24 protein-coding genes and 1 pseudogene are annotated in these 22,982 nt (G+C 44.7%); 18 read left to right on the forward strand and 7 right to left on the reverse strand.

Annotation, left to right across the window (positions count from 1 at the left end; all coding sequences use genetic code 11):
- The first annotated feature begins 29 nt into the window (after positions 1–29).
- Positions 30–311 carry a pyrimidine/purine nucleoside phosphorylase gene (gene ppnP, locus KT99_RS03610; protein WP_005497152.1) on the forward strand — a complete coding sequence of 94 codons (282 nt, stop codon included), beginning with the start codon at positions 30–32 and terminating at the stop codon, positions 309–311.
- Positions 312–373: 62 nt separating this feature from the next.
- On the opposite strand, the gene KT99_RS03615 is transcribed toward ppnP, so the two are convergent.
- Positions 374–1,288: a DMT family transporter gene (locus KT99_RS03615; RefSeq protein WP_005497154.1), complete on the reverse strand. Its 915-nt coding sequence runs from the start codon at positions 1,286–1,288 to the stop codon at positions 374–376.
- Between the two features lie 228 nt (positions 1,289–1,516).
- Here KT99_RS03615 and KT99_RS03620 point away from each other — a divergent pair, with 228 nt between their 5' ends.
- Positions 1,517–2,002, forward strand: coding sequence for a MarR family winged helix-turn-helix transcriptional regulator (locus KT99_RS03620; RefSeq protein ID WP_005497156.1), 486 nt, complete (start codon positions 1,517–1,519; stop codon positions 2,000–2,002).
- A 3-nt stretch (positions 2,003–2,005) separates the two neighbouring features.
- Here the strand turns inward: KT99_RS03620 and KT99_RS03625 are convergent, their stop codons facing one another.
- Complete coding sequence (locus KT99_RS03625; RefSeq protein WP_005497158.1) at positions 2,006–2,269, reverse strand: DUF2182 domain-containing protein; 264 nt, start codon at positions 2,267–2,269, stop codon at positions 2,006–2,008.
- A 653-nt stretch (positions 2,270–2,922) separates the two neighbouring features.
- Between KT99_RS03625 and KT99_RS03630 the strand changes: the two genes are divergently transcribed.
- From KT99_RS03630 to KT99_RS03660, 7 genes and pseudogenes are all read left to right on the forward strand, one after another.
- Positions 2,923–3,681, forward strand: a complete 759-nt coding sequence (locus tag KT99_RS03630; RefSeq protein ID WP_040571587.1) for a helix-turn-helix domain-containing protein — start codon at positions 2,923–2,925, stop codon at positions 3,679–3,681.
- A gap of 3 nt (positions 3,682–3,684) precedes the next feature.
- A complete protein-coding gene (locus KT99_RS03635; RefSeq protein ID WP_005497161.1) occupies positions 3,685–4,359 on the forward strand; it encodes a response regulator transcription factor in 675 nt (224 codons plus the stop codon).
- Positions 4,349–5,557: a sensor histidine kinase gene (locus tag KT99_RS03640; protein ID WP_005497162.1), complete on the forward strand. Its 1,209-nt coding sequence runs from the start codon at positions 4,349–4,351 to the stop codon at positions 5,555–5,557. The genes KT99_RS03635 and KT99_RS03640 overlap by 11 nt, the downstream gene beginning before the upstream one ends.
- 365 nt (positions 5,558–5,922) lie before the next feature.
- On the forward strand, positions 5,923–6,669 hold the full coding sequence (locus KT99_RS03645) for an outer membrane protein OmpK (RefSeq protein ID WP_005497163.1): 747 nt from the start codon (positions 5,923–5,925) through the stop codon (positions 6,667–6,669).
- 28 nt (positions 6,670–6,697) lie between these two features.
- Positions 6,698–8,452: a flavocytochrome c gene (locus tag KT99_RS03650; RefSeq protein ID WP_005497164.1), complete on the forward strand. Its 1,755-nt coding sequence runs from the start codon at positions 6,698–6,700 to the stop codon at positions 8,450–8,452.
- A 144-nt stretch (positions 8,453–8,596) separates the two neighbouring features.
- Positions 8,597–9,410, forward strand: a pseudogene (locus KT99_RS03655) (FAD:protein FMN transferase).
- A 211-nt stretch (positions 9,411–9,621) separates the two neighbouring features.
- Entirely contained in the window at positions 9,622–11,517 is a 1,896-nt protein-coding gene (locus tag KT99_RS03660) for a methyl-accepting chemotaxis protein (RefSeq protein ID WP_005497170.1), read from the forward strand.
- A gap of 100 nt (positions 11,518–11,617) precedes the next feature.
- Here KT99_RS03660 and KT99_RS03665 read toward each other — a convergent pair whose 3' ends face one another.
- Together KT99_RS03665 and KT99_RS03670 are read right to left on the reverse strand one after the other, a co-directional pair.
- Positions 11,618–11,881 carry a hypothetical protein gene (locus KT99_RS03665; RefSeq protein WP_232504242.1) on the reverse strand — a complete coding sequence of 88 codons (264 nt, stop codon included), beginning with the start codon at positions 11,879–11,881 and terminating at the stop codon, positions 11,618–11,620.
- Between the two features lie 175 nt (positions 11,882–12,056).
- On the reverse strand, positions 12,057–13,040 hold the full coding sequence (locus tag KT99_RS03670) for an IS30 family transposase (protein WP_005497172.1): 984 nt from the start codon (positions 13,038–13,040) through the stop codon (positions 12,057–12,059).
- Positions 13,041–13,450: 410 nt separating this feature from the next.
- On the opposite strand from KT99_RS03670, the gene KT99_RS03675 reads away from it, so the two are divergent.
- From KT99_RS03675 to KT99_RS03690, 4 genes are read left to right on the forward strand one after another with little or no spacing between them, the layout of a single operon-like run.
- Positions 13,451–14,287 carry a phosphate ABC transporter substrate-binding protein gene (locus tag KT99_RS03675; RefSeq protein WP_005497173.1) on the forward strand — a complete coding sequence of 279 codons (837 nt, stop codon included), beginning with the start codon at positions 13,451–13,453 and terminating at the stop codon, positions 14,285–14,287.
- Positions 14,274–15,134, forward strand: coding sequence for a PstC family ABC transporter permease (locus tag KT99_RS03680; RefSeq protein WP_005497174.1), 861 nt, complete (start codon positions 14,274–14,276; stop codon positions 15,132–15,134). The genes KT99_RS03675 and KT99_RS03680 overlap by 14 nt, the downstream gene beginning before the upstream one ends.
- Before the next feature lie 14 nt (positions 15,135–15,148).
- Positions 15,149–16,045: a PstA family ABC transporter permease gene (locus tag KT99_RS03685; RefSeq protein ID WP_040571577.1), complete on the forward strand. Its 897-nt coding sequence runs from the start codon at positions 15,149–15,151 to the stop codon at positions 16,043–16,045.
- The gene (locus KT99_RS03690) at positions 16,039–16,764 is read left to right on the forward strand and encodes a phosphate ABC transporter ATP-binding protein (RefSeq protein ID WP_005497178.1); all 726 of its coding nucleotides are present in this window, start codon (positions 16,039–16,041) and stop codon (positions 16,762–16,764) included. Before KT99_RS03685 ends, KT99_RS03690 begins: the two co-directional genes overlap by 7 nt.
- Before the next feature lie 204 nt (positions 16,765–16,968).
- Here the strand turns inward: KT99_RS03690 and KT99_RS21910 are convergent, their stop codons facing one another.
- Positions 16,969–17,361 carry a DNA/RNA-binding winged helix domain-containing protein gene (locus KT99_RS21910; RefSeq protein WP_157752179.1) on the reverse strand — a complete coding sequence of 131 codons (393 nt, stop codon included), beginning with the start codon at positions 17,359–17,361 and terminating at the stop codon, positions 16,969–16,971.
- A 112-nt stretch (positions 17,362–17,473) separates the two neighbouring features.
- Complete coding sequence (locus tag KT99_RS03695) at positions 17,474–17,725, reverse strand: hypothetical protein (RefSeq protein WP_157752177.1); 252 nt, start codon at positions 17,723–17,725, stop codon at positions 17,474–17,476.
- A gap of 697 nt (positions 17,726–18,422) precedes the next feature.
- Here KT99_RS03695 and KT99_RS03700 point away from each other — a divergent pair.
- The 5 genes from KT99_RS03700 (at position 18,423) to KT99_RS03720 (ending at position 21,894) form a co-directional block, all read left to right on the forward strand.
- Positions 18,423–18,926: an AraC family transcriptional regulator gene (locus KT99_RS03700; protein WP_269764035.1), complete on the forward strand. Its 504-nt coding sequence runs from the start codon at positions 18,423–18,425 to the stop codon at positions 18,924–18,926.
- Positions 18,927–19,061: 135 nt separating this feature from the next.
- Positions 19,062–19,373, forward strand: a complete 312-nt coding sequence (locus KT99_RS03705) for a hypothetical protein (protein ID WP_005497183.1) — start codon at positions 19,062–19,064, stop codon at positions 19,371–19,373.
- A 13-nt stretch (positions 19,374–19,386) separates the two neighbouring features.
- Positions 19,387–19,647, forward strand: coding sequence for an alkyl sulfatase dimerization domain-containing protein (locus tag KT99_RS03710; RefSeq protein ID WP_005497185.1), 261 nt, complete (start codon positions 19,387–19,389; stop codon positions 19,645–19,647).
- Positions 19,648–19,917: 270 nt separating this feature from the next.
- On the forward strand, positions 19,918–20,292 hold the full coding sequence (locus tag KT99_RS03715) for a hypothetical protein (protein ID WP_005497188.1): 375 nt from the start codon (positions 19,918–19,920) through the stop codon (positions 20,290–20,292).
- 225 nt (positions 20,293–20,517) lie between these two features.
- On the forward strand, positions 20,518–21,894 hold the full coding sequence (locus KT99_RS03720; RefSeq protein ID WP_040571578.1) for a class II fumarate hydratase: 1,377 nt from the start codon (positions 20,518–20,520) through the stop codon (positions 21,892–21,894).
- Positions 21,895–21,943: 49 nt separating this feature from the next.
- Here the strand turns inward: KT99_RS03720 and KT99_RS03725 are convergent, their stop codons facing one another.
- Positions 21,944–22,759 carry a phosphatase PAP2 family protein gene (locus KT99_RS03725; RefSeq protein ID WP_005497190.1) on the reverse strand — a complete coding sequence of 272 codons (816 nt, stop codon included), beginning with the start codon at positions 22,757–22,759 and terminating at the stop codon, positions 21,944–21,946.
- Positions 22,760–22,982: the final 223 nt, after the last annotated feature.

Consider the following 22,982-nt stretch of genomic DNA (forward strand, 5'->3'; position numbering starts at 1 on the left):
TCTAATGTGCTTTGTGAGAGGGTGTATCTATGCTAGCAGTAAATGAGTATTTCGCAGGAAATGTAAAATCTATCGGTTTTCAGGGTGAGGATAAACCAGCATCTGTCGGTGTGATGGAGCCTGGCGATTATGAATTTGGTACAGCAGCACCTGAAGTTATGATAGTGGTTGCTGGCGCATTGACCGTTTTATTGCCGGGCAGCGATAGCTGGCAGACTTTTAATGCCGGCACTCAATTTGATGTGCCTGGTGATGCTAAATTTCAGGTGAAAGTTGAGACTCAAACAGCTTATCTTTGTCTGTATGGCTGATGCTTACCAGAGCAATCTAACTTGTATATACAGGCTAGCCTAAAGCAGCTAGCCTGTTTTTATCACTTATCACTTATCCCGCTTGCTTGTTTCTCTTTATTCAGTGCCAATCTATTGCGTATCAGCCCTATGATCTGTGGCATAAGAGAGCATACAATCATGCTGGCCATCAAGGCATATTGGTGGGGAGTAAACATCTCTCCCAACAGCAACATTCCTGTGATTATCCCCGCGACCGGATTGGCAATACCGCCGAAGGTAAAGTCGACCACAGTCATTCTCTGCAGCAACCAGACATACATTATGTAGCCTAGGGCAGTATTGAGCAGTATTATCCAGAGCAGGCCTAAGCCATGGGCTAGGTTGAAGCTATGTAATACCTCAACATAGACCTCGGGGGAAATGAGGGCCTGGATCCCGGCAGCCACGGCCAATATTCCTCCTCCTAAGATCAGTTGCCATGTCAACACGCTCCACCACTGGATACGGCTACCCAGTGCTTTTGTGAGGCTACTTCCCACTACGATACAGATGATCGCGCCCAGCATGGCGAGCATGCCGATAGGGTTAAGGCTTATTGAGCCCGGATCGAATAACAGCCAGGCTAACACGATTAACAAGAAACCGAAGAAGGCCTGTATACCCTTGGGTCGGTGCTTGCTAACAACCCAGTGATAGAGCATGGCAAATACAGGCACAGATATCATGCCGACACCGGATATTGCCGCGGGCAAGGTGAGTGCCATCACGAAAATCAGGCTGAAGAAAGCGGCGATATTAATACTTCCCAACTTGAGCAAGATGCCCCAATCACTTCGTTTCGGCAAGCTAGGGTTAAGCGCTAGCAAGATGAGCCCGGTCGGCAGTGCTCTGAGTGCTCCTAGTAATAGCGGCGGCCAATCCGGTAGGCTAAACTGGGTCACAGCATAAGTTGTCCCCCAGAAAAATGCTGGGATCATCGCGAGTAATATATTCATTAAACAGTCTCAAAATCATCTTTAAGCTTAGATTTAAGCTCATTCAAAGTTAAACTACCTTCATGTGAAGATAGTTTGTAGTCTGCGCCTCATTTTACCATTTGTAAAGTACCTTCACATGAAGTATCTTTTCGATAAGGTAAAAGTTGTTTTGCTGGTTAATCTAGTGTTGAGTTCAATAAACCAAATAATGTCAGTATAAACAATAACAATAATAGGATAAAAGGAATGGATGGATTAGATCGTGTCGTCGCCCAGTGGAAAGCCGAGAAGCCAAATTTAGATACCTTGCCCATGGAGCTGATCGGTAGATTAATGCGTTTGAGTAAGCATATAGAGTCACAAGTCGCCGAGTGTCATAAGGCCTATGATCTTAAGCCCGGTGAATTTGATGTGATCGCGACCTTGAGGCGTTCAGGAGGCGAGTACTGTTTAACGCCCTCTGAACTGATAGATTCCATGATGCTCACCTCAGGTGCCATGACTAATCGTTTAACTAAGTTGGAGTCCAAGGGCTTGATTGAGCGAGTGAACAGCAAGCAAGATAGGCGCAGTGTCTCGGTGGCGCTGACTCAACAAGGAGTGGTATTGATCGATGAGGCGATAGAGGAGCATGGTCGATTGCAGCAAGCAATAGTAGCGTCTTTGTCTGAGTCCGCTAGGCCAGAACTCAATGGATTATTAAAAACCTGGCTAGCCCAGTATGAGCCTTAAATCCTAAAATATTGGTAATAGCATAATCAGTGAAATAGCGATTAACACCAGCTCGAGAGGCTTGCCGAAAATATCTCCTTTAGGTGCTAGCTTCTCAATGAGCACCACTAAGGTCAATATTGAGATCCAGAATAGGTCCATGACCCCAAGTACAAATAAGAGTGCCATCAATACCCAGCAACAGCCAAGACAGTATTGCTCATGGCTAAAGCCCATCTTAATGGCATTCAAATTACCCTCACGCCAGTGAGTCGTGATTAGGCTCATCAGAGGCTACAGCAAAGAATGACAGTCCTAGGACCGGAACTAAGGTGCTATTTTTTGAATCATAAACGGCGGTAGTATCTACCTTTATCTCCTAGTGAACAGAATTAACTTTTGGTTAAATGACTAAATCGGGAGACGGATTTTAGAACTTTTTATAGCGAAGTAAAGTGGAATGATTACCGGCAGGGTTAAATCTTGTTAATGAGTCTTAAATTATTTTGTATCAAAGCCTTACACTTTTTTTGTTTTTTGTTGGCGGGTGTGAGTCTGGAGGAGATAAAAGCAGATTATATGATTGAAGGCTAAACCTTTATGGAGAAGCTGTTAATCACTGACTTTCGGGTTTTAATTAGGTATGTAAACTATTTTTCTGAGAATATCTAGATAAGTATATGTCAAATCACGTCAAAATCACGTCAAGAAGACAAATAAAAATGAACATTTTTATATCTTTGTTGTGTACTTAGAAGATCTTGTTGAACAAAGTTTATCAATGTAAGGATTTTGGTATGATTCAGGCTTAAAGATATAGTCGTGTCATGTGGGTGAGCTGGAGTTACAAGCGCCGCGGAGGGCTATTAGATGAGCTCACTCAACTCGTTATTTAATTCAAGATGACTTTTTTTGATTGGTTTGATGTGTATGGTGGTTTTATGCAAGGTTCTTTGCAAGATAACAATAGCAAATTTACAGCTGGTATAGTGATTAACCCTCTAATTCTGAATCCCATCAAGTCGGTGATTAATCGACATGGTTTTGCTGGTTTTTGGTTTCAGGGCATTGCAAATCGTGCTCACCAAGATTATCTGCAAAACTGTAAAAAAAACATACTGACTCGTCGCGTGCTACATAGATCCGATGGTATTTTGAGCTCATCGTCTAAGGTTCAATTGCTACAAAATCAGTATTTGGCTAAAGTGGCTCCAAGTGACATTAATTTCGCCCCAGCGCTGCAGTTAGATGAGCCTTACTGTTATCAGCTGTTAGAAAATGATCAAGCTAACAAGGCGAAGAAGCTGTTTAACTCTTATGGAATTAACACTGTGGTGAGTTATCCACTGCGGCATTTTTCTTCGAGCGTATGGTGCGGCCGCTTCACTCTATTATCTAAATATGACTCTAGCGAACTTAATTTTTCAGGATTAGATCTTAGCCTGAAGCAAGCTCAAATGGTGTTATTCGAGCACTATCATGATGAGTTAAATCCATACCTGCAACCTAATCTATTTAATCAAACTGCGATAAAAGCACTGAAAATGGCGGCAATAGGACTGCATAATCATGAAATATCAGCACAGCTTCGCATTACGGTTCGTGGTGTGGAATATCATTTAGAGTCGATGAGAAATAAACTCTCGGCAAGTAATCGTGCCAATCTAGTACATATTGCCCATCAGCTGGAGATTATATAATTAATGTTGGTATTGCTGGTTGAAGACAACCGTCTGTTAGCTAAAAACATCATTCACTATCTAGAGTTGAAAGGTATTGAATGCGACTATGCTGAATCCATCATGCAGGCAGACAGTGCCGTGTTTAGCCGTATTTTTGATGCCATTATTCTTGATTTGAACCTGCCTGATGGAGATGGACTCGAAGCATGTAAAAGGTGGAAAGATCAGTGCGTCATTTCACCTGTGATTATGCTAACTGCCCGCAGCGGGTTACAAGATAAACTTTCAGGCTTTGAAGTTGGTGCGGATGATTATCTGATCAAACCTTTCGCTATGCCCGAGTTGGTAGCCAGACTGAAAGTGATTGCTGAGCGTCGTCCAGCTCCTAAGTTACTAAAAATTGGAGAGTTAGAGTTTGATTTTGCTGGTCATAGAGTGCACCGGTTAGGGGAAGAGCTTTTACTATCGCGTACGGGGTGGAAAATATTATCCCTGTTAGCTAGACGCAGCCCTGAAACGGTCGAACGAGAAGAGGTTGAACGTCTATTGTGGCCGGATTGTTTGCCTGATAGTGATAGCTTAAGGAGTCATATGCATTTGTTGAGAAAAATTGTCGATAAACCCTATAAACATCACTACTTACATACCGTGCGCGGGATTGGTTTGTGTTTAAAGGTGGCAGCCTGTGAAGCATAAAATGAGTTTAAAGCGTGTCTATCAATGCTATGGCGTGGTGTTCTTAGCGGTCACCTTACTTATCAACATGTTTATTCCACTGTGTATGATGTGTACAGGGATGTTCAGTATGCATGACATCACCATGAGAAGTGCCGCACAGGCGGCTGAGCAATATCTGGCCGATACCGGTAACCTCTATCAAACAGATAATATTAAAATATACACAGATTGGAATAGCGTTCCAGAGCAAGTCAAATCGATCACACAGGGTATTAAACCGACAGGGTTAAATGAAGTTGAATATCATCACCATAATGGTCAGTTCATCGATGCAATTATGGTGTATCAGCAGGCATCAGGCCAAAACTTATACGTGTGGCTAAATTATAATGTCACCCATGATCTTGAGTTTGCACCAAAAAATATGGCGGCGCTCGGTTTGCTGATCACGATGACATTTGGTGTTGTCGCCAGTTTAGCCTTCTATCTACAAAGCCGAGTGATCTCTCCTGTTCATCAAATCAGTCGTGCGATTAAACAGCATGATTGGCAAAAAATGCAAAGCCTTAACTTCCCTCAACAATGTTATTCCGAGCTGCAATCGATAGTCGATGCTCTGGATATCTCGATAAGACAGTTAAAAGAGGCACAGCAACGCGAACTCTCTTTTTTGCGTTTTGCCAGTCATGAGCTTCGTACTCCTATTGCGATATGTCAGTCCTCTTTTGATATTTTAACCCTGCAACAAGGCAAGCTAGAGGGGCCTACGCTGCACGCTAGTCAAGCAACAAGTCAGATGAAGTCTATTACCGAGACTTTACTTTGGATGATGAGTTCTGAGTGTTCTGCTATGCAGTCTAGTCCAGTCAAACTGGATGAATTGTTACGAAAAATCATTTTTGATCAACAATATGCACAAGGAGATGACATCCAGATAGAGTTAATTTGTGATGATACTGAATTGATCGTGTTGAAAGAACCACTGACTATTATTCTAAATAACTTGGTACGCAATAGTTTAGAGCACGGTGCTCGAGGTGTACGAATAGAGCAGTCGGGTAAGCGAATTGATATCACCAATATAGTGTCACCTCATAATCGCAGCGGATTTGGTCTGGGACTCATGCTCGTTGAACGTTTAGCTAAACAGTTAGACTGGCAGTATCATTCGACTACTGTCGATAACAAATTCCATGCATCATTAATTATAACCTGACTGAAAGTAAGGAATATTTTGGCCATTACATTCCCTTGCTTTAAATAAGGTATCATTATTTTTGTCTAATATATAATAATTACATTAATATATATTAGACTATCCACTTAATTATTTTTAACGAACCCAAATTCATTTTGTTATTTATTTACTTTTAGTGGTTTTTTTGCTTTGTGGTCCATAAAATTTTGACGTAACTTTCACATTGTAAATTATTTAATTGTTCGTGTTAGCACCATTTTAATAGGTTTTACTTCTCAAACCCACAGTGATATTTAAATCAAAAGTAGATATCGAGCCAGCTCACAATTAATGTTTCTTGGTTGTTTATTCTATTCCAGATATTTTTATTAAGGAATAGCTCTATGAAAAAGCAACTTGTAACCGCACTGACCATGCTTCTTGTGGCACCAGCAATGTCGGCGACTTCTCTGGATATTGGCTACAAAGCTTATACCTCAGATACTAAGTCTGATAATGGAGGGGCTTATGACCAGCCTTTTGTTAAGTTGACTCACTTTAATAAGGCCGAGTGGGGAACCTTAATCGCTTATGTGAAACTGGAGAATCCAGGTGAGATTAGTGATGCTCAACATGGCAAGGATGGCAAGCTAACGGTTAAATCACTTCTTATTATTGACAAGCAAATCGCCGATTCTAGCTTTAATATTTGGGCACAGAACTTTCTTATTTCTAACCGAACCGTGATGGAAGACAACTTCTATCTTGGTGTTACCACCAACCAGAAGTTTGGATCTCTGTTCGTGAATGCAGGTGTCGGACTCAACTACTCAGCGGCTCACTTCGATCCTAGCGGGGAGAGTTTTGATGGATTAAGCGGTTATGCCGTGGTGATCAACGTCCGTTATCCATTCTCGGCAATGGGGCTTAAGCATTCCTTATCTGTTAACTATGAAGGCCAGATCGATCGTGATGAAGATCATATGAGTACCTTAGGTTATGCCAGCTACGGACATCAGATCATCACTACGTTAAAGACAAGTGTGAGTGATTCTTTCTATACCAAGTTGCACCTGACACAGTTCGATAGCTGGGGCGCAGCGCCTAATGATGGCATCGAATATGGCGTCTCGGTTGGTTTTAAATTCTAGTATCAGATTGATTTAATGGGAATATAAAGTGATTAAAAAAACAATTATCGCCAGCGCAATTATAGCTCTGGTTATGGGGTGTTCGGTTAAAGAGGCTGATCAAATAACCAAGAGCGAAGGTTCTGCGTTTGGTAAGCATGGAGAAATTCAAGTTCAGACCGAAACTAAAAATGGCCAGCTGGTCGATATTAGTATCTTGAAGCAGAATGAAAATAAGATATTGGCGGCGTCGGTATTTACCGAAATGAAAGATGCGATGATTGCCAATAACAGCACTGAAGTCGATGGCATCAGTGGTGCGACGATTACCAGCGATGCATTTAAACAGGCTGTTGAGAGCTCACTTTCTGCAGCTGGCGTCACCTTAGTTGCCGGTATGACTAAGAATAATAATAAGTCGAAAGTCCTGCTCGACAGTGAACAAAACTTCGACGTGGTTATCATAGGTTCAGGTGGTGCAGGTTTCAGCGCCGCTATCACGGCTAAAAATGCCGGTGCTAGTGTAGTCATCATAGAGAAGATGCCGACCGTAGGTGGTAACAGCTTGATCACTGGTGGCCAGATGAACGTGCCTGGTAGCTGGGTTCAGAAGAAGATGGGTATCGAAGATAGTATCGAGCTGTTTGTTAAAGATACCCTTAAGGGCGGCGACTATGAGGGCGATCCTGAGATGGTGCAGATCTTAGCTGAGCAGGCACTTCCTGCTGCAGAGTGGCTTAGGGACTATATTAAGGTTGATTTTTATCAAGACCAGCTATTCCAATTTGGTGGTCACAGCGTTAAGCGTGCCCTGATCCCTCGTAACCATACCGGCGCCGAGTGGATCAGCAAATTTATGGCAAAAACCGATGAGTTGCAGATCCCAATTCATACCCGCACGACAGCAACTGCGCTGATAAAAGATCAAAGTGGACGTGTTATCGGTGTAGAAGCCGAGAAGAATGGACAGAAGATCACCTATTACGCCAAGCGTGGCGTGATCATAGCAACGGGTGGGTTCGGTGCCAACGTTGAGATGCGAACTAAATATGCTCCCGAACTAGATAATCGTTATGGCACAACGAATGCTCGTGGGATCATGGGCGACGGTATCGTGATGGCCGAGAAACTCAACGCTCAAACTCATAATATGAAGTCTATTCAGACTTATCCTATCTGTCATATCGATAGCGGCGCGATCTCTTTGATCGCCGATTCACGCTTCTTCGGTGCCCTGCTAGTGAACAAAGAAGGTCATCGCTTCGTCGAAGAGTTGGAGCGTCGTGACGTTATTAGCAGCGCAATTTTGGCTCAGACTGGCAAGCAAACTTATGTGCTGTGGGGAAACGAAATCGAGAAAATAGCTAAAGTTGTAAGTGTGCATAAGGATGAGTTCGAAGAGCTTAACCGTAAAGGTATGATGTTTAAAGCCGATTCAATCGAAGAGCTGGCAGGTAAGTTCGGTATCGATGAGAAGGCATTGATGGCTCAGGTTGAACGCGTGAATCAGTTTGCTAAAGCGGGTGAAGATAAAGAGTTTAATCATCGTGGTGGACTCAAGACTATCATGGAGCCTCCTTTCTATATGTTGGTTGCTAAGCCATCTGTTCACCATACTATGGGCGGCTTGATGACAGATACTCACACCCGAGTACTCGATACCCAAGGTAAGGTTATTGCTGGTCTGTTCGCGGCTGGTGAAGTTACCGGAATGACCCATGGTTCTAACCGCCTAGGTGGTAATGCCATCACAGATATTACCGTGTTTGGTCGTATCGCAGGTAGAGAAGCTGCTGCAGAATAATTGCTAGCAGATGTTTAAAGATAACATGCCGATCACCTCAGTGATCGGCATTTTTTATCGCCATTTATGCGAGCTGTTTTGAATTATAGCAAGAGGCTAGGTATGAACCTTCTGATGATGATCTGCTTAGTCCCCCTGCTGTTCATGTCTCAGGCATGGGCGCATATCAATATCGAGCAGATAACCGGTACGACCTACACCATACAGTTGCGCCTACAGGATACTCTCGCATCGAAACAAGAGATAAAGGCGTTAGTGGAGCAGGAGCTTGAGAGGGTTAATCAATCTCTGTCAGTTTACCGTGAGGATTCCGAAATTTCTAAGTTCAACTTAAGTGATGCAGGTAAACCTATTTCGGTATCTGCGCGCCTTTGGGATGTACTGCAGATATCCCGCAGCGTTTCGGCACAAACTTATGGTGCGCTAGATGTGACCTTAGGCCCGGTGATCGAATTCTGGGGTCGCAGAGCTCTGCAAGGTAAAAACCGTGGTCAGCTAGAGCTGGCTCGCTTAAAAACAGGCATGGATGGATTCAGCTTGGACTCGGGAACCGTGACGAAAGTAATAAGGGGCCTAGAGATAAATCCCTCGGCGGTGGCGAAAGGTTATGGCGTGGATCGTGTCGCCAACATTCTTGATGATCTGGGTGTGCATCATTATCTGGTAGAGATTGGCGGGTAGCTATGTAAATTATATCGACAGTGATGATAAGACCTTGAGTCATATTATCGATCCGATAACAGGGATGCCGGCCAGCAACAGCTTGGTATCGGCGACCGTGCTTCATCAGCAATACGCCGTAGCCGACTGTTTTGCGACTGCCATGACGATCTTGAGTGTGGAGCGATCGATGCAGATTGCCAATGAGCTCGATCTCGCGGTCATGTTAATCGAACAGACTGACACGGGTCTTAGGACTCACTTCAGTGACAGCATCTCCCCGTACTTATCTAAATAAGAGCATTGAATAACCATGGAGTTTGACAAGACATTACGCACGATTGTCTGCTTGAGCGCTCTGGTGCTGCTGGTATGCACCCTGACTCTAGCTGTGTTTATGGTTAGGGGGGAATTTTCTGGAATCGATATTGTCGTGATAGCTTGCTGACTTTTTTTATTTTATTGAGCGCGTTTGATTATATTTTTACAGATAGGGAAGTTCTGAATTGTTGGATTTTAAAAAAGCATTAATATCATCATCAGTTATATTACTGACTATTAGCCTATTAGTTTCTAATTGGCTTTCATATACCTATATCAGAGATACCACGATTCAGAGTGTTAATGAGAAAAGCTTAGCCTTAATCAACTATGAGTCGAATAAACTTAAAATTTGGTTTGATAATCAAGTGTTAGCGGTAGATTCTGTGGTCAAAAATTATAAGAATGGCATGATAGATAAAGATTTCTCTCTGGTTGCCAGACTGGCTCAGAGCGGCAGCCATTTGACCAATATCTGCTTAGGGTTCGAATCCGGTATCGCCTACTCTTCGACCAGCGATCATGGTTGGATAAACGGCATGAGCCCCGCCGATTACGACCCTAGAGTTCGGCCCTGGTATCAACAAGGTCGGAGTGCCAACGGCTTAGATATTACCGATATTTATATCGACAAATACACAGGTGAACAAGGTATATCGATTGTCGCTAGTCTGGGAGATGGTGCTATTTTTGGCAGCATAGAGCTCTCCAGATTAGAGGCTAGCGTTAAAGGCATTAACTTTCCAGGTGCTTATGCCGTGATAGCAGACGATTCAGGAAAATTTATGGCATCTAGCTCAGGAGATTATAGGCTAGGTGATCGTTTTTCTGACATAGGTTTGAGCTATGTAGAGAGACAGATGCTGTCTAATCTTGAAACGCAGCAGGAGTACCGTCTCGATGGTGTAGATAAGTTGGCTTTTACTAAGGCGATAGAGCTGGTCAATGGCAAGCGTTGGTATTTGTTTATTGGCGTGGATAAAGCGGTGGCTTACGCAGGAGTCGATAAAGCCCTGAAAAATGCGATTATGCTGTCACTGGTCATGTTGCTGATATCAGTTTTGACCTCTCTTGGAATATTAAAAGTCTTATATCGGCCCATTCTTGAACTCAAGGAGATGGTAAGTGCTCTATCTACCGGGAATGGCGATCTCACACGTCGGTTAACTGTCAGTAGTAACGATGATCTAGGACAAATATCGGCAGGAATAAACCGTTTCATTGCCAGCTTGCAGGCGATGATGCTGGAGATAAAGGAGGCAGCAAATAATATCTCTCACAGTGCCGAACGCTTGAGGGCGCAGACAGATTCAAACGCTGAAATATTAAATGCTCACACCCAGGAAACGGAGCAGGTTGTGACGGCGATTGAGGAGATGAGTGCGACCGCAAATGATGTCGCTAACAATGCCTCGGAAACGGCGCTGTTTACTCAAAATACTCACTCTCAAGCGACTAAGTCCCAAGTGGCAGTCGCTGAGGCCGAAGAGACTGTCGCCCAGTTAGCGTTGGATGTTGACAAGACAGCTGCCGATATTGCCGCAATCGATAAAGATACCTTAGATATAACCAATGTACTTAAGGTGATCGGAGATATTGCCGATCAAACTAACCTACTGGCGTTAAACGCGGCCATCGAGGCTGCTCGTGCAGGAGAGCAAGGCAGGGGGTTTGCCGTTGTTGCCGATGAGGTAAGGGCGTTGGCCGCCAGAACTCAGACAAGTACGGCCGAAATTGAGTGTACATTGGCTAACTTGCGTCTTGGAGCCGATGCGGCCATGTTAGCCATGCAAGCGACAAAAGATACCTGTCAAAAAACAAGCCAAGCGACACACCAGGTTGCCGAAGATCTTGGGGTGATTAGTGATTCAGTTGAGCAGATCACCGAGTTGAATACTCAGATCGCGACAGCTGCGGAAGAGCAGAATGCAGTGTCTGCGGAGATCACTCGTAATATATCTTCGATGAGTGAGATGGTTGCAGAACTATCAGTGAACGGAGAAAAAACGGTCAATGAAACAATCGAATTGACTGCAGCACAGCGCCAGTTAAATACCTTAGTCGAACAGTTTAAACTAAAATAACATCCGCTAATGAGTACTGGAGGAATAGAGCTTCAAAGCTAAAAATTGTAGCATACCGAGCCTTAGTGATAAGGCTCTTAAAAGCTGAGTCTGTGTGTTGCTATCTCTTGCGCCAATGGCGCAGTGTGGACATCTTTGAGCGTAGTTCTCTGTCGGTTATATTCTCTAATTCATCCCAGCCACGTCTGGCGATCGCTTCAAGCTGTAATTTGGCACCTAAGTGGATATCACTTATCCCAATTTTGTTTTCTGCTAGAGGAGTGGAGTGTTGACTATTTGTTGCTGAAATTATTTGATGAACATCTCTCGCTTCTTTCCCTTTTATTTGCAGATTTCTGATTATTTTATTTTCATCTCGCGGCATGAGCATAGACTCTATTGATGATAAATATATTTATTTGGTACTTTGTTGAGGTGATTTATTAAACAATGTAAATGTTAAGTCTGAAATCACTGCGAGTATTTTATCTCTAAATTGATAGTAATAATATGGCTTGTCGACAATAGTTATTAAGTGATCTCGTATATTCACGCTGGATTCAAGTAATAAGTGCAACACCCTGTCCCATATAGACCTCAAATGGAGTGAGGCCACCTAATACTTTTCTTGGCGTGAAATTAAGTAGCAAGATCCTTCTTTCAATTTCATCATCTGTCAGTTTGCCCATGTCGAATTTTTTTGGCCAAAAACGCCTGATCCGACCATTGGTATTCTCATTGGTTCCTCGTTGCCAACTGGCATAAGGCTTGGCAAAGTACATATCTGCACCTATTGCCTTTGACACTCGAACGTGACCTGCAAATTCACCGCCATTATCTAACGTCACTGTCTTTACCGTGTGAACGGTTTTCAGCAGAGCAATCATTGCATCGCCAACTTCTTCTTTCGTTTTGCTAAATACACGTTTGGCTAGCGTAAAGCGGCTTGTGCGATCGACGAGTGTCACAAGGTGGGCACTCTGCCCGTGTACCGTGTCTCCTTCCCAATCACCTAATCGCGTCCGCGCATCCACAATATCAGGCCGCTCTGTAATATCGACTCGATCATGAATTAGCCTAACTCCCGCTTTTTTATTACGTTTCCCACCCTTCCACCGTGTTTTACCAAACCTGTGCAACTGACGGTACAGGTGACCACCTTGCAACCTATTCTCTTCAATACGTCGGTAGATCGTCGTATGGCTAAGCGTCTCTGTGACTTTACTTTCAACCGTCATTCGCAGACTAATAGCCTCTGGAGACCAGCCTAAAATGACGGAGCCACGGATGATGTCATCTGTGTGGCTATGACGTTTGTTCGCTTTTAAGGATGTTCGTTTCCGTATATCACTCAGCGGGTGAGCCTCAGCACCTGAGTATCCATTAGGGGGTGAATTTCTATTCAGCTCCCGACTAACAGTGCTGTAATGTACCCCGATCTCTTTGGCAATGCCTCTCAGTCCCATCCCTGTTTTACGAAGGGCTGAAATCTGGTATCGTGGCTCTTGAGTTAGCTGTCGGTACTGTTCGTTGAGTTTATTCATAACGGACTTAATTTTTGTGTGAGAGCTTAGATTGTGCCTTCAGCTGGCTCACTATTCAAATTTCAGCCTGTTGCACTTATTGTATTACTCCAGCACAATGCATTAAAATAAGTGATAGTATTTTTTGTTGCGACGTCGATATTATTATATTACCAATTGTAAATATAGGTGGTTCTTATATCATCAGTAATTATTCAGTGAGGAGATTTAAAAGTTTTATGTATTCTAAAATTATGTTAATTGTGGGTCGTTTTGTCCTAATAGTTACTGTAAAGAAAAAAATTACGATTTAGGTTGCAAAAAAAGTATAACTACTTGCTCTGGATGAACGATTAGTAATAATGAGTCCTCTTATTCAAAGATCTTCTGTCACCGCTGATTCAGCTTAACATTTATTGCCGGGAACTATTATGATGTGGAAAACCTGTTCTGTTCGTTTAATGGCTATTTTTACCTTGCTCATATCGAGTCCACTTATTGCCGATGAGCTTTCCGCTTTCGATAAGATGAGTGGTCAGTTGAATATTGCCGGTGGTACCGCGCATATTCCGGTGATGAAGAAGGCTGCGAGAAACATTATGGGGCATAACCCCAATATTCGTATCACCATCGCTGGTGGGGGATCTGGCGTCGGTGTGCAACAAGTGGCCAACGGCTTGGTGGATATAGGTAATACCGGGCGTGCTTTAAAAAATAAGGAGATGAATTTAGGGTTAAATTCATTTGCCTTCGCTATCGATGGTGTGGCTGTGATCATTCATCCCGAGAACCCAGTCAATGATCTTAGCCAGCAGCAGATCATCGCGATTTATCAGGGAAAAATTACGAATTGGCAAGAGGTCGGTGGCCATGACAGGCAGATACACCTCTTTAGTCGCGATGAAGCGAGTGGTACACGTTCAGTGTTCAGCAAAAAGCTGCTAAAAGGCGCACCGCTAGCTGGCAATGCGAACATAGTGCCATCGAATGGTGCGATGAAAACCGCAGTGTCTCAGGATGTTGCTGCTATTGGTTACAGTAGCGTGGGCTATATAGATGAGATGGTAAAAGCGCCAACTTATAACCAGATTAAGCCCAGTCAGGAGGCTTGTGCTTCTGGGGAGTATCCTGTGGTGCGTCGCTTATATATGAACACTAAGGGAGCGCCTAATGGTCTGACTCAGGCTTTTATCGATTATATCTATAGTAAGCAAGGTGCTCAGCTCATCCAGGCATCTGGTTATATTGCACTCGATGCAAAGCCATAACCATACGCTCACGCAAAATTGCTGGATGCAAGGCTTGCTGATGATTTTAGTGGTCATCAGTGGCCTGATGTTGTTTGCTGTATTCTGTTTCTTAATTTGGTTTTCGCTACCAGTTTTTTTGACTGAAACCAGTCTTGTTTTCAGTCTGCAATGGCAACCCGAACAGGGGCATTTTGGCATTCTGGCCATGGTCTTCGGCACCTTATCACTGGCTCTTATTTCGACATCTGCCGCCTTTGTGATCGCCCTGGGTCTCAATAGCTTCTGCCTGTTATCGCGTCGGCGTTGGTTGGTCGTTATCTTGCGATCTCTGCTTAAATTTATGGCGGCGGTACCGACTGTGGTATATGGGTTAGCAGCCCTTTTTCTCCTCTTGCCGCTGCTGCGTAACGGCCTGCAGCTCGGCTCAGGTTACAGCCTGTTTGCCGCTATCTGTATGGTGATATTGCTCATTTTACCTGTTATCTGTGTCATGTTAGATAACATTACCACGCCCTTATGGCAGCAATATGCTCTCGGGGCTCAGGCGTTGGGCTTTAGCCCTGAGCAAACCTATATGCGAGTCATCTTGCCCCATTGTAAAGTCAATATTTGTGGTGCAGCGTTACTGGGTTTTAACCGCGCTATCGGGGATACCATGCTCCCTTTGATGTTGGCGGGAAATGCCACGCAGTTGCCCTCGGGTGTCTTCGATGCCATGCGTAGTTTGACAGCGCATATCGCGTTAGTGATCGCCACAGATCAAGGCAGTGAAGTTTATAATTCACTGTTTGCTGCCGGAATGATCCTCTTAATGAGCAGCGCGTGCATCTGTTTGTTATCACGTTCTCTGGTGGGGCGAAATTGATTGGTGCAACTAGAATGAGTCGGTGGATAGGTCATTGGGGTAAGCTCTGTAGCCTTTTATTAATCAGTATCATGCTGATTTTAATTGGTTTCATTATATTTAAGGGGTTGCCCACATTAGGGCTGAAACTCTTCTTCGGTGATACAGACCCCCTAGCTGCAATGATGGGGCAGAAGCCAGTTTGGGAGGGGATATGGCCTGCCTGCGTAGGTACGCTCACCGTCGTTTTATGTGCGGTATCTTTGGCTGCGCTCCCCGGAATTGCCAGTGGGATCTGGCTCGCGAGTGCTGCGGAAAAACGGGCTCAGAAAGTGTTTAGTCTAGCGGTAGATATTCTGGCCGGGATCCCATCTATTTTAATGGGACTGTTTGGTTTTAGCCTGATTTTAGTTCTGCGAGCAAGTTTCTTTCCCCAAGCCAACGTCAGTCTTCTACTTGCGGCGTTCTGTTTGGCCCTACTCATTCTGCCTTATATCGCCTGTGCGACTCAAAATGCATTGAGCAGTTTGCCAAAACAGTTGACGGTTACGGGGGCCGCCTTAGGTATGACTCAATGGCAAGCCACTTATCGTCTGCTACTGCCACAAGCCAGCCCTGGAATTATGAGTGGGCTCATGCTAGCGATAGGCCGGGCGGCTGAAGATACCGCGGTGATTATGTTAACCGGCGCGGTTGCAAATGCGGGGTTACCCGGTGGACTTCTGCAGCGATTCGAAGCCTTACCATTTACCATATTTTATTTAAGTGCCCAGTATCAATCGCAACAAGAGCTTGATATGGCTTTCGGCGCGGCGTTAGTCTTACTCATTCTGACCAGTATTATCTTTACCTTACTTGCTGCTCTGCTCAGGCGCCGCAACTGCAATATATTTGGATCAGCAAAGAGCCTGATAAAGGAGACAATGTGTTAGATATCGTTCACAATTCCGGAGATGACATCGTCGGTTCCCTTCGGGGAGTCAGTATTCGTTTTGCCGATAAAACGATCCTCAAAGATGTGAACTTGCGGCTGATTAAGGGGCAGCTACACATGCTGAACGGTCCATCGGGTTGTGGAAAAACAACTTTATTGCGGGCGTTGAATCGGCTCAATGATTGCTTCGACCAGCATGATATGAGCGGCAGTATTTGTTTGAAATTGTCCGGGGAACAGGTAGATGTTAGTCAGCTTGCTCATAAGTTCCTGCCTTTGCTACGTCGCAAAGTCGGCATGGTATTTCAAACTCCCAACCTGTTACCGGGTAGTATCATAGAAAATCTGCTACTGCCGCTAAAGGTTGTGGCAGGATTAAATGCGGCTCTGGGCTTAGCACGCTGTGAGAAGGTGTTAGTGCAGGTGATGTTATGGGGCGAAGTTAAAGATAGGCTCAATGCCGATGCCGCCTCACTGTCCGGCGGTCAGCAGCAAAGATTATGTCTGGCAAGAGCCTTAGTGCTTGAGCCCGAGATACTCTTGTTAGATGAACCAACGGCTTCTCTGGATCCCGAAAATACAGAGGTGATAGAGCAGTTACTTGAGTCATTGAAGCAGCAATACACCATGGTGATGGTGTCACACTGCCCCGCGCAGACTAAACGACTGGCGGATAAGGTATTTAAGCTAGATCGACAGCAGGTTTTTACTTGTTAGTTTTATGAGCCAATTTATAGCAAGTTATCGGGGAGATTGAATCTCTGCGCCAAACAGATAAGCTAATCAGGGCTAATAGGCCCGCTTTCTTCCTCGCTCCATCATGTCTAATGTATTGAGTTTTTCTGAGGTGATTCGGTGAGGGTGAGTGTATATAGTCGCCGTTGGTGTTATATGTTTATTCTAAGTTATTTATTATCCTATTTAGTGGTAGATAGATTCGCTCATGACATATCTGTCTTTTAATATCGAAGTTAAAAAACATAATTGAACTAATTTGTAGCAGAAGTGCCGTATCGACTTGAGTGCTATATCATTGAGCATGGAAAAGTCACCACAGAGGCGTATTAGCCAGTTGGCACGTTGCCAAAGCAAAGACTCCCGCTCTGTTAGTGCAATATTGTGTCTGGGAAGATGAACTAAGCCACGGCTCGTCTGAAGCTGCTTTTGCTTACAGAGATCAGAAATGACATAGCAGTGTATTTCGAAAGGGTATTTGCCTCGGCTCATACGTTGAAGCCGGCTCATTGCTAATCCAAGTTGATCGGGAAACGGGTCATGATAGTCATGGATAATAGATAAAAACTGGCTTGAAATCTGTTGCCAAAACTGGGCTTATCAGGCTTTGGAATTCAAGCGCGTTACTCGGTGAGTTGCACTGTGCCAAGTGGTTTAAATAATCCAGCCGTTTAGGCTTACGTTTGCCTATCTAAGCGGGTCTTAGCTCCAAAACTTGTGCGCCGCCTAAGGTACTGCTTGCGGCGGTATCACGAACAATGAGCTTATCGTGGTGGGTCAGTGACATCGGCGGTTCAAACTGCAACTCGACTAAGGCGCGATGACCTTCGAGTGCCTGTAGAGGTGTTAATTCAGTTAACCAATCTCCCCGTTGCAAGCCTAAGTGAGAGTCAACACTGATCAGATTGACTCGGTCGGTTAACATCTGTTGTGGGCTCGTCACCTAAGCCAAATTTAGTTAAATCGGTGAGGGCACCGCTACCTTGATCTGAGATCAAACAATTGATGTTGCTGACAAAGGTCTGCTAAGGCTTTTTGTCTACCGCAGAGGTGAAGCCTTGAATATGATAGTTACTGGCATGATCTTTAAGCAAGGATTGTGATATTGCTAAGGGTACCTTATAAGATCTGATGTGACTTATACCAACCCTATTAAATATGTGCTCTTTCAGCGGGAGTTCAAAGCACTGTAGGCAAGGTCTATATTTGCTCCTCGGTAACTGCTCCTGCGTTACTCTACCTCCTATATCCCTATAGTCGTGCAATATAGACATTCACCACATCCATGTGGCTTGCGGATGTTTGAAGCTAATAGTTATTCTCGGCAACAAGCTCCTGCATTGCTCTACCTCCTGCATCCATGCAGTCGTATATCGAGAACATGTAACGCAGCATAAAGGGCTTTGCCCTTTTCTTTAAACATCAGCCGCACTACGTGAGCCTCTCAGGCGTTCCACTTCTGTGTTGCACTGACTTAAAAGGGAATAACCATTTCTACATCAATGCGCCTTGAATTGAAAAGCCTGAGTGGCTCTGAACTGAGCAGATATCTAATGAGATTGGTATTAAATGCCCTCAATATCGACTAAGCCTATGCAGGCTCATATGCCTGATAAATTGAAATATAGTACGATTTCGGCCTGACCGTGGGCCAGTATGCTTATCCCATGCATTTCCGCTCCCTGGGCTTACTGATGATGACCTCGGCGACACTTGCACAAGCATTCGAAGCCCTGCCAAATTATTCAGCCCTGGTGAGTAACTCGGCCAGCATCAAGTTGCAGAGAACCCCTGATCGCCTGGGATTCACAATTAGCCCATTACCCGGGGTTGATATTAGCCCTATGTCGATAGATGCATTTTTTGCTACCTTGGTGCATCACGGTGAGCTTATTTTAGGCCATGAAAAGTTTGTATTGAGTGTCGAGCTGATGCGAGCAGAACCTAAAAATTTGCGTCCCTGGCAAAGTTGTTTGTCCTGTCCTATCTCTTTCGATAAGCAAGAGAACTTGATGAATACCGAACTTTCGATCACCTTGCTCTCAGATAAACTCGGTTATACCAGCCTAACCAATTTTTCCCGTGCTTTTCATCGCTGGCATGGCACCAGTCCAGCCGCTTTTCGTCATAGAAGCAAGCCATAGCCTAATGCTACTCACCATTTTTAAATTCAACCTGAGCCAATATAAACCCGCGTTTATATTGGCCGGAAATGATAACCATGGTGTTGCATTAGTGTAATACGTTAGCTCTAGTTGTTAATGCCAGAGTGAGTACCCATGTTGAATAATCATACTAAAATGGACAGCGGTCAGCGGCCTTTTCTCAAGCAGCTTGCCAAAAATATTTCCAAGCAGAGCCTGAAGCAAGGTTTTCGCCCTTGTGGAATTAGATTAAATCGAATCAAGTTCAGCCGTACATTGCTCTTATCCAGTAGCTTATTACTGCTAGCCTGCCAGCCTAAGGTCGATGAGCGAGCCGACATGGCAGCCTTATCCGTTGCCCCCAATGTGGTGGATGCCTATGGTTTTACGCCCGCGACGAGTTATACCCTAGAGGCAAACTCTGCCGAGCTCCCAATCGGCGCATAAATATGTCGAATTGATGGGCGGCGCCGATGCCGTGCTAATTCATGGCAAGACAGCCTTCGCAGCCGGAGAATATCGTTGGGCCGCCGAGCTGCTCAATCATCTGGTCTTTGCTGATGGAGCTAATACATCGGCTAAAGAATTACTGGCCAAGAGCTACGATCAACTTGGTTATCAGGCCGAGTCTGCCGCTTGGCGTGATGTGTACCTATCGGCTGCATTTGAATTACGCCACGGCACTCCGGATAAGGGCATCGGATCTCATGTTCTCCGATGATCTCAGTATCGAGGGCAGCAAGCTGGATCTGCTGAGTTTCTTCTCGCTACTAGATAAGCCTAAAGGTGTGTTCGATATCGTTACACCTTAGATTAGGCCAAGCAGTTCCTAGCTTCAACTAGGAACTGCTTTCCAGCTTGTCTCCGCTTACCGCCTATGGTCCTAATGATACTCTGTTCATCGTTTGAGCCTCGCTGAGTAAATACGATTGACATATATAGTATAAAACCACTTAATGATATTAATAGTCATTCTCACTAAGTGGTTTGTATGTGCCAATGTTTTCCACAGTTCGATAGTCAAGATCCTGCCATCAATGTGCTTCGTCATAAGATACGCCACGGTGAAGAGGTCGATAATCCTAGCCTAGTGTTAATCTGGTTTTCCATGGAGCTAGCTTTTATGGGGGCCTGTAAACATGCTGCCTGGTCACTCCATGTGGCAGAGTATCGATTATTGCTCGATACTTTAGCTGATGACATACTCGAAGGACATTGGCGGTTGTGGTGTCTAGATAACATCTATAAGCCCTTAAGTGCGCTTTCTAGGTTGGTAGATACTGATGTTCAGAAGCTGGAACTTGAGAAGCTTTTCTATGAACTAAGAGTGACTAGCCAGTTTTTCAAAGCAGGCTTGGCCCACTAAGAAAGGACATTGGCCAGTTTATGGGTGTTTAGACAATATCTATAAACCGCTGAGTGCACTTTCTAGGTAGGTAGGTAGGTAAGTAGGTACTGATGTTCAGAAGCAGGAACTTGAGCGGCATGCTCTTAGCAAAGAGCTATGAGCTGAGAGTCACTAGTCAATTCTTTAAAGCAGGTTTGGCCCACTGATTGAACTAATTAGTCAGTAATAATGAAAAGGAAGATCATGACTACACGTATTGAAAGAGACAGCATGGGAGAGCTAGAGGTGCCGGCTTCGGCGCTATATGGAGCTCAAACACAGCGAGCGGTGAATAACTTTCCCATCAGTGGCAAGAGAATGCCTGAGGCATTTATTCGTGCCTTACTTCTGGCTAAATCTGCTGCTGCTCAGGCTAATGCAAAGCTAGCCTTGCTGCCACAAGATATGGCAGATGGTATCTCAGATGCAGTGTCTCAACTACTCGATGATGAGGCCATGATGCAGCATTTTCCGGTGGATGTGTTTCAAACCGGCTCGGGCACTAGCTCGAACATGAATGCTAACGAGGTATTAGCTACGCTAGCGTCTAGAATTGCTAACCAAACCGTAGGTGCCAATGACCATGTCAATTATGGTCAGAGCAGTAACGATATCATCCCTTCCTGTATTCATATCAGTGCCGCCATTGAGTTGGAGAATCGTTTATTACCGGCACTGGAACACCTATTGAAAGTGATTAAACACAAGGCCGCTGAAGTCGATCATCATATCAAGACGGGTAGAACTCATCTTATGGATGCCATGCCTGTGCGTATGAGTCAGAGTCTGCTGAGCTGGGCGAGTCAAATAGAGCAAAATATCGACCTGATCGATGGGATTAAGCCGAGATTACATAGCCTGGCTCAGGGAGGGACGGCTGTGGGCACAGGCATCAATGCCCATGCAGATTTTGCCGCGGAGTTTAACCATCAGCTCAGTGAGGTCACCGGACTCACGTTTACTCCGGCGAGTAATTTTTTCAGCCATATTGGCACACAAGATATTGCAGTTTCATTGTCGGGGCAGTTGAAAACGCTGGCCGTATCTATGATGAAGATAGCGAACGACCTACGTTGGATGAATTCGGGACCCTTAGCCGGTTTGGGGGAGATTGAGTTGCAAGCCTTGCAGCCCGGTTCATCTATCATGCCGGGCAAGGTTAATCCGGTGATCCCCGAGGCGGTCACTATGGTCGCGGCTCAGGTCATAGGTAACGATAGCGCCATCACAGTGGGCGGCCAGGCGGGAAATTTTGAATTAAACGTCATGTTGCCCATGATTGCCGATAACTTACTTTCGAGCATAAGCTTGCTGGCCAATGTCAGTCATCTATTGGCGGATAAGGCCATAGCGACATTCAAGGTTAACGAGGTGCAATTGCAGAAAACCTTGGCTCGTAACCCGATTCTAGTGACCGCGCTCAATCCAATTATTGGCTATGCTAAGGCCGCTGAAATTGCTAAGAAGTCTTATAAAGAAGGTCGAGCCGTACTGGATGTCGCCGAGGAAGAGACCGACATTTCTCGTGAGGAGCTTGAGCAGCTTTTAGACCCAGCCAAACTCACCTTAGGTGGGCTTTAGTCCCTTTAATTCAGAGGAGAAGGGAGAGCTAGTTCTCACTTCTCTGGGTTTACTTATGCGGCTTATCGCTCAGTTGAAACTTGCTGCACATGTAGACAGTCAGAGAGATAAGCGCCGTGATGATGAGATAGCGGTTAAACAGGAGCACAGAGAAAGGATCTTTGCCTAAATGCTTTAATTCACTCACTAGCACAATCATGGATAGGGCAAAGATAATCCAATATTGATACTTGAGTTTGAGTGTCGATAATGGCACGGCACCGCAAGCCAGATAGGCCAATAACCAGCCCAATATCGCGCCAAAGGCGATGTCTTCTGGCCAGTGTGCACCCACCGCAATACGAGAAAGCCCCACCGCAACCGCCAGCATCAATACGCTTAGTTTACACCATAGCTTATCGGCTAGTAGCCAGATGACACCGGCTAATGCAAAGGCTGTCGTTGTGTGTCCCGATGGGAACGCATGCTCATAGCGAGCCTTGCCTATTATATTGATTACCTCGAGTACGGCAGCAGGCCTGGGGGCATCGAAATACTGTTTTAAAAAATGCACGCATAATGCACACAGCAGCGTGGTGACTATGACACGATATAACCATTGAGGCTTATAAGTGAGGCAAATTAAGATTAAGGCTCCGGCGGTAATGCCGTCGCCTAAGTCAGTCACGCACAGTAGTAACCAGCTAGGTAGGCTAGCGCCAAGTTCATTGAACCAGTTGAAGGTCTCTAAATTGGTTTGCGCATTCAAGGTGAGAATGTGGCAGATAAATAACAGCAGTAAAACGGATAGGAAGCTACTGTTAATTTCTGAGTCTTGTGGCTGTTTTACAGTCGCGACTCGACTGAGCTCGTGTGTCGGTAACATAAACTGATACTCATACTTTTATTATTTTTATTCGTGGTAGTTTAAAGCGACAGGTGCGACCGGACTCTTGCGAGAAATGTAGGCCTGAAGCAAATTGTTAACATAGACATAATCTTACCTGTCATATGTTGAAATCCGTTTCAGTCATTGAAAGTTTTGTTTTAGAAATTGATTCGCTAAAGCTAGCGTATATTCAAACACTGGAGATGTAATGTCAATGTAT

The organism is Shewanella benthica KT99 (assembly GCF_000172075.1).
Lineage (GTDB): Bacteria > Pseudomonadota > Gammaproteobacteria > Enterobacterales > Shewanellaceae > Shewanella > Shewanella benthica_A.

What these genes read in the sequence shown, in the direction of transcription:
- KT99_RS03680 (WP_005497174.1), top strand. Translation starts at nt 14,274, where the DNA reads ATGCAAAGCCATAACCATACGCTCACGCAAAATTGCTGGATGCAAGGC.
- KT99_RS03620 (WP_005497156.1), top strand. Translation starts at nt 1,517, where the DNA reads ATGGATGGATTAGATCGTGTCGTCGCCCAGTGGAAAGCCGAGAAGCCA.
- KT99_RS03665 (WP_232504242.1), bottom strand. Translation starts at nt 11,881, where the DNA reads ATGCCGCGAGATGAAAATAAAATAATCAGAAATCTGCAAATAAAAGGG.
- KT99_RS03685 (WP_040571577.1), top strand. Translation starts at nt 15,149, where the DNA reads ATGAGTCGGTGGATAGGTCATTGGGGTAAGCTCTGTAGCCTTTTATTA.
- KT99_RS03675 (WP_005497173.1), top strand. Translation starts at nt 13,451, where the DNA reads ATGATGTGGAAAACCTGTTCTGTTCGTTTAATGGCTATTTTTACCTTG.
- KT99_RS03645 (WP_005497163.1), top strand. Translation starts at nt 5,923, where the DNA reads ATGAAAAAGCAACTTGTAACCGCACTGACCATGCTTCTTGTGGCACCA.
- KT99_RS03710 (WP_005497185.1), top strand. Translation starts at nt 19,387, where the DNA reads ATGGGCGGCGCCGATGCCGTGCTAATTCATGGCAAGACAGCCTTCGCA.
- KT99_RS03630 (WP_040571587.1), top strand. Translation starts at nt 2,923, where the DNA reads ATGCAAGGTTCTTTGCAAGATAACAATAGCAAATTTACAGCTGGTATA.
- KT99_RS03705 (WP_005497183.1), top strand. Translation starts at nt 19,062, where the DNA reads ATGTTGAATAATCATACTAAAATGGACAGCGGTCAGCGGCCTTTTCTC.
- KT99_RS03725 (WP_005497190.1), bottom strand. Translation starts at nt 22,759, where the DNA reads ATGTTACCGACACACGAGCTCAGTCGAGTCGCGACTGTAAAACAGCCA.
- KT99_RS03615 (WP_005497154.1), bottom strand. Translation starts at nt 1,288, where the DNA reads ATGAATATATTACTCGCGATGATCCCAGCATTTTTCTGGGGGACAACT.
- KT99_RS03625 (WP_005497158.1), bottom strand. Translation starts at nt 2,269, where the DNA reads ATGAGCCTAATCACGACTCACTGGCGTGAGGGTAATTTGAATGCCATT.
- KT99_RS03720 (WP_040571578.1), top strand. Translation starts at nt 20,518, where the DNA reads ATGACTACACGTATTGAAAGAGACAGCATGGGAGAGCTAGAGGTGCCG.
- KT99_RS03715 (WP_005497188.1), top strand. Translation starts at nt 19,918, where the DNA reads ATGTGCCAATGTTTTCCACAGTTCGATAGTCAAGATCCTGCCATCAAT.
- KT99_RS03670 (WP_005497172.1), bottom strand. Translation starts at nt 13,040, where the DNA reads ATGAATAAACTCAACGAACAGTACCGACAGCTAACTCAAGAGCCACGA.
- KT99_RS03635 (WP_005497161.1), top strand. Translation starts at nt 3,685, where the DNA reads ATGTTGGTATTGCTGGTTGAAGACAACCGTCTGTTAGCTAAAAACATC.
- ppnP (WP_005497152.1), top strand. Translation starts at nt 30, where the DNA reads ATGCTAGCAGTAAATGAGTATTTCGCAGGAAATGTAAAATCTATCGGT.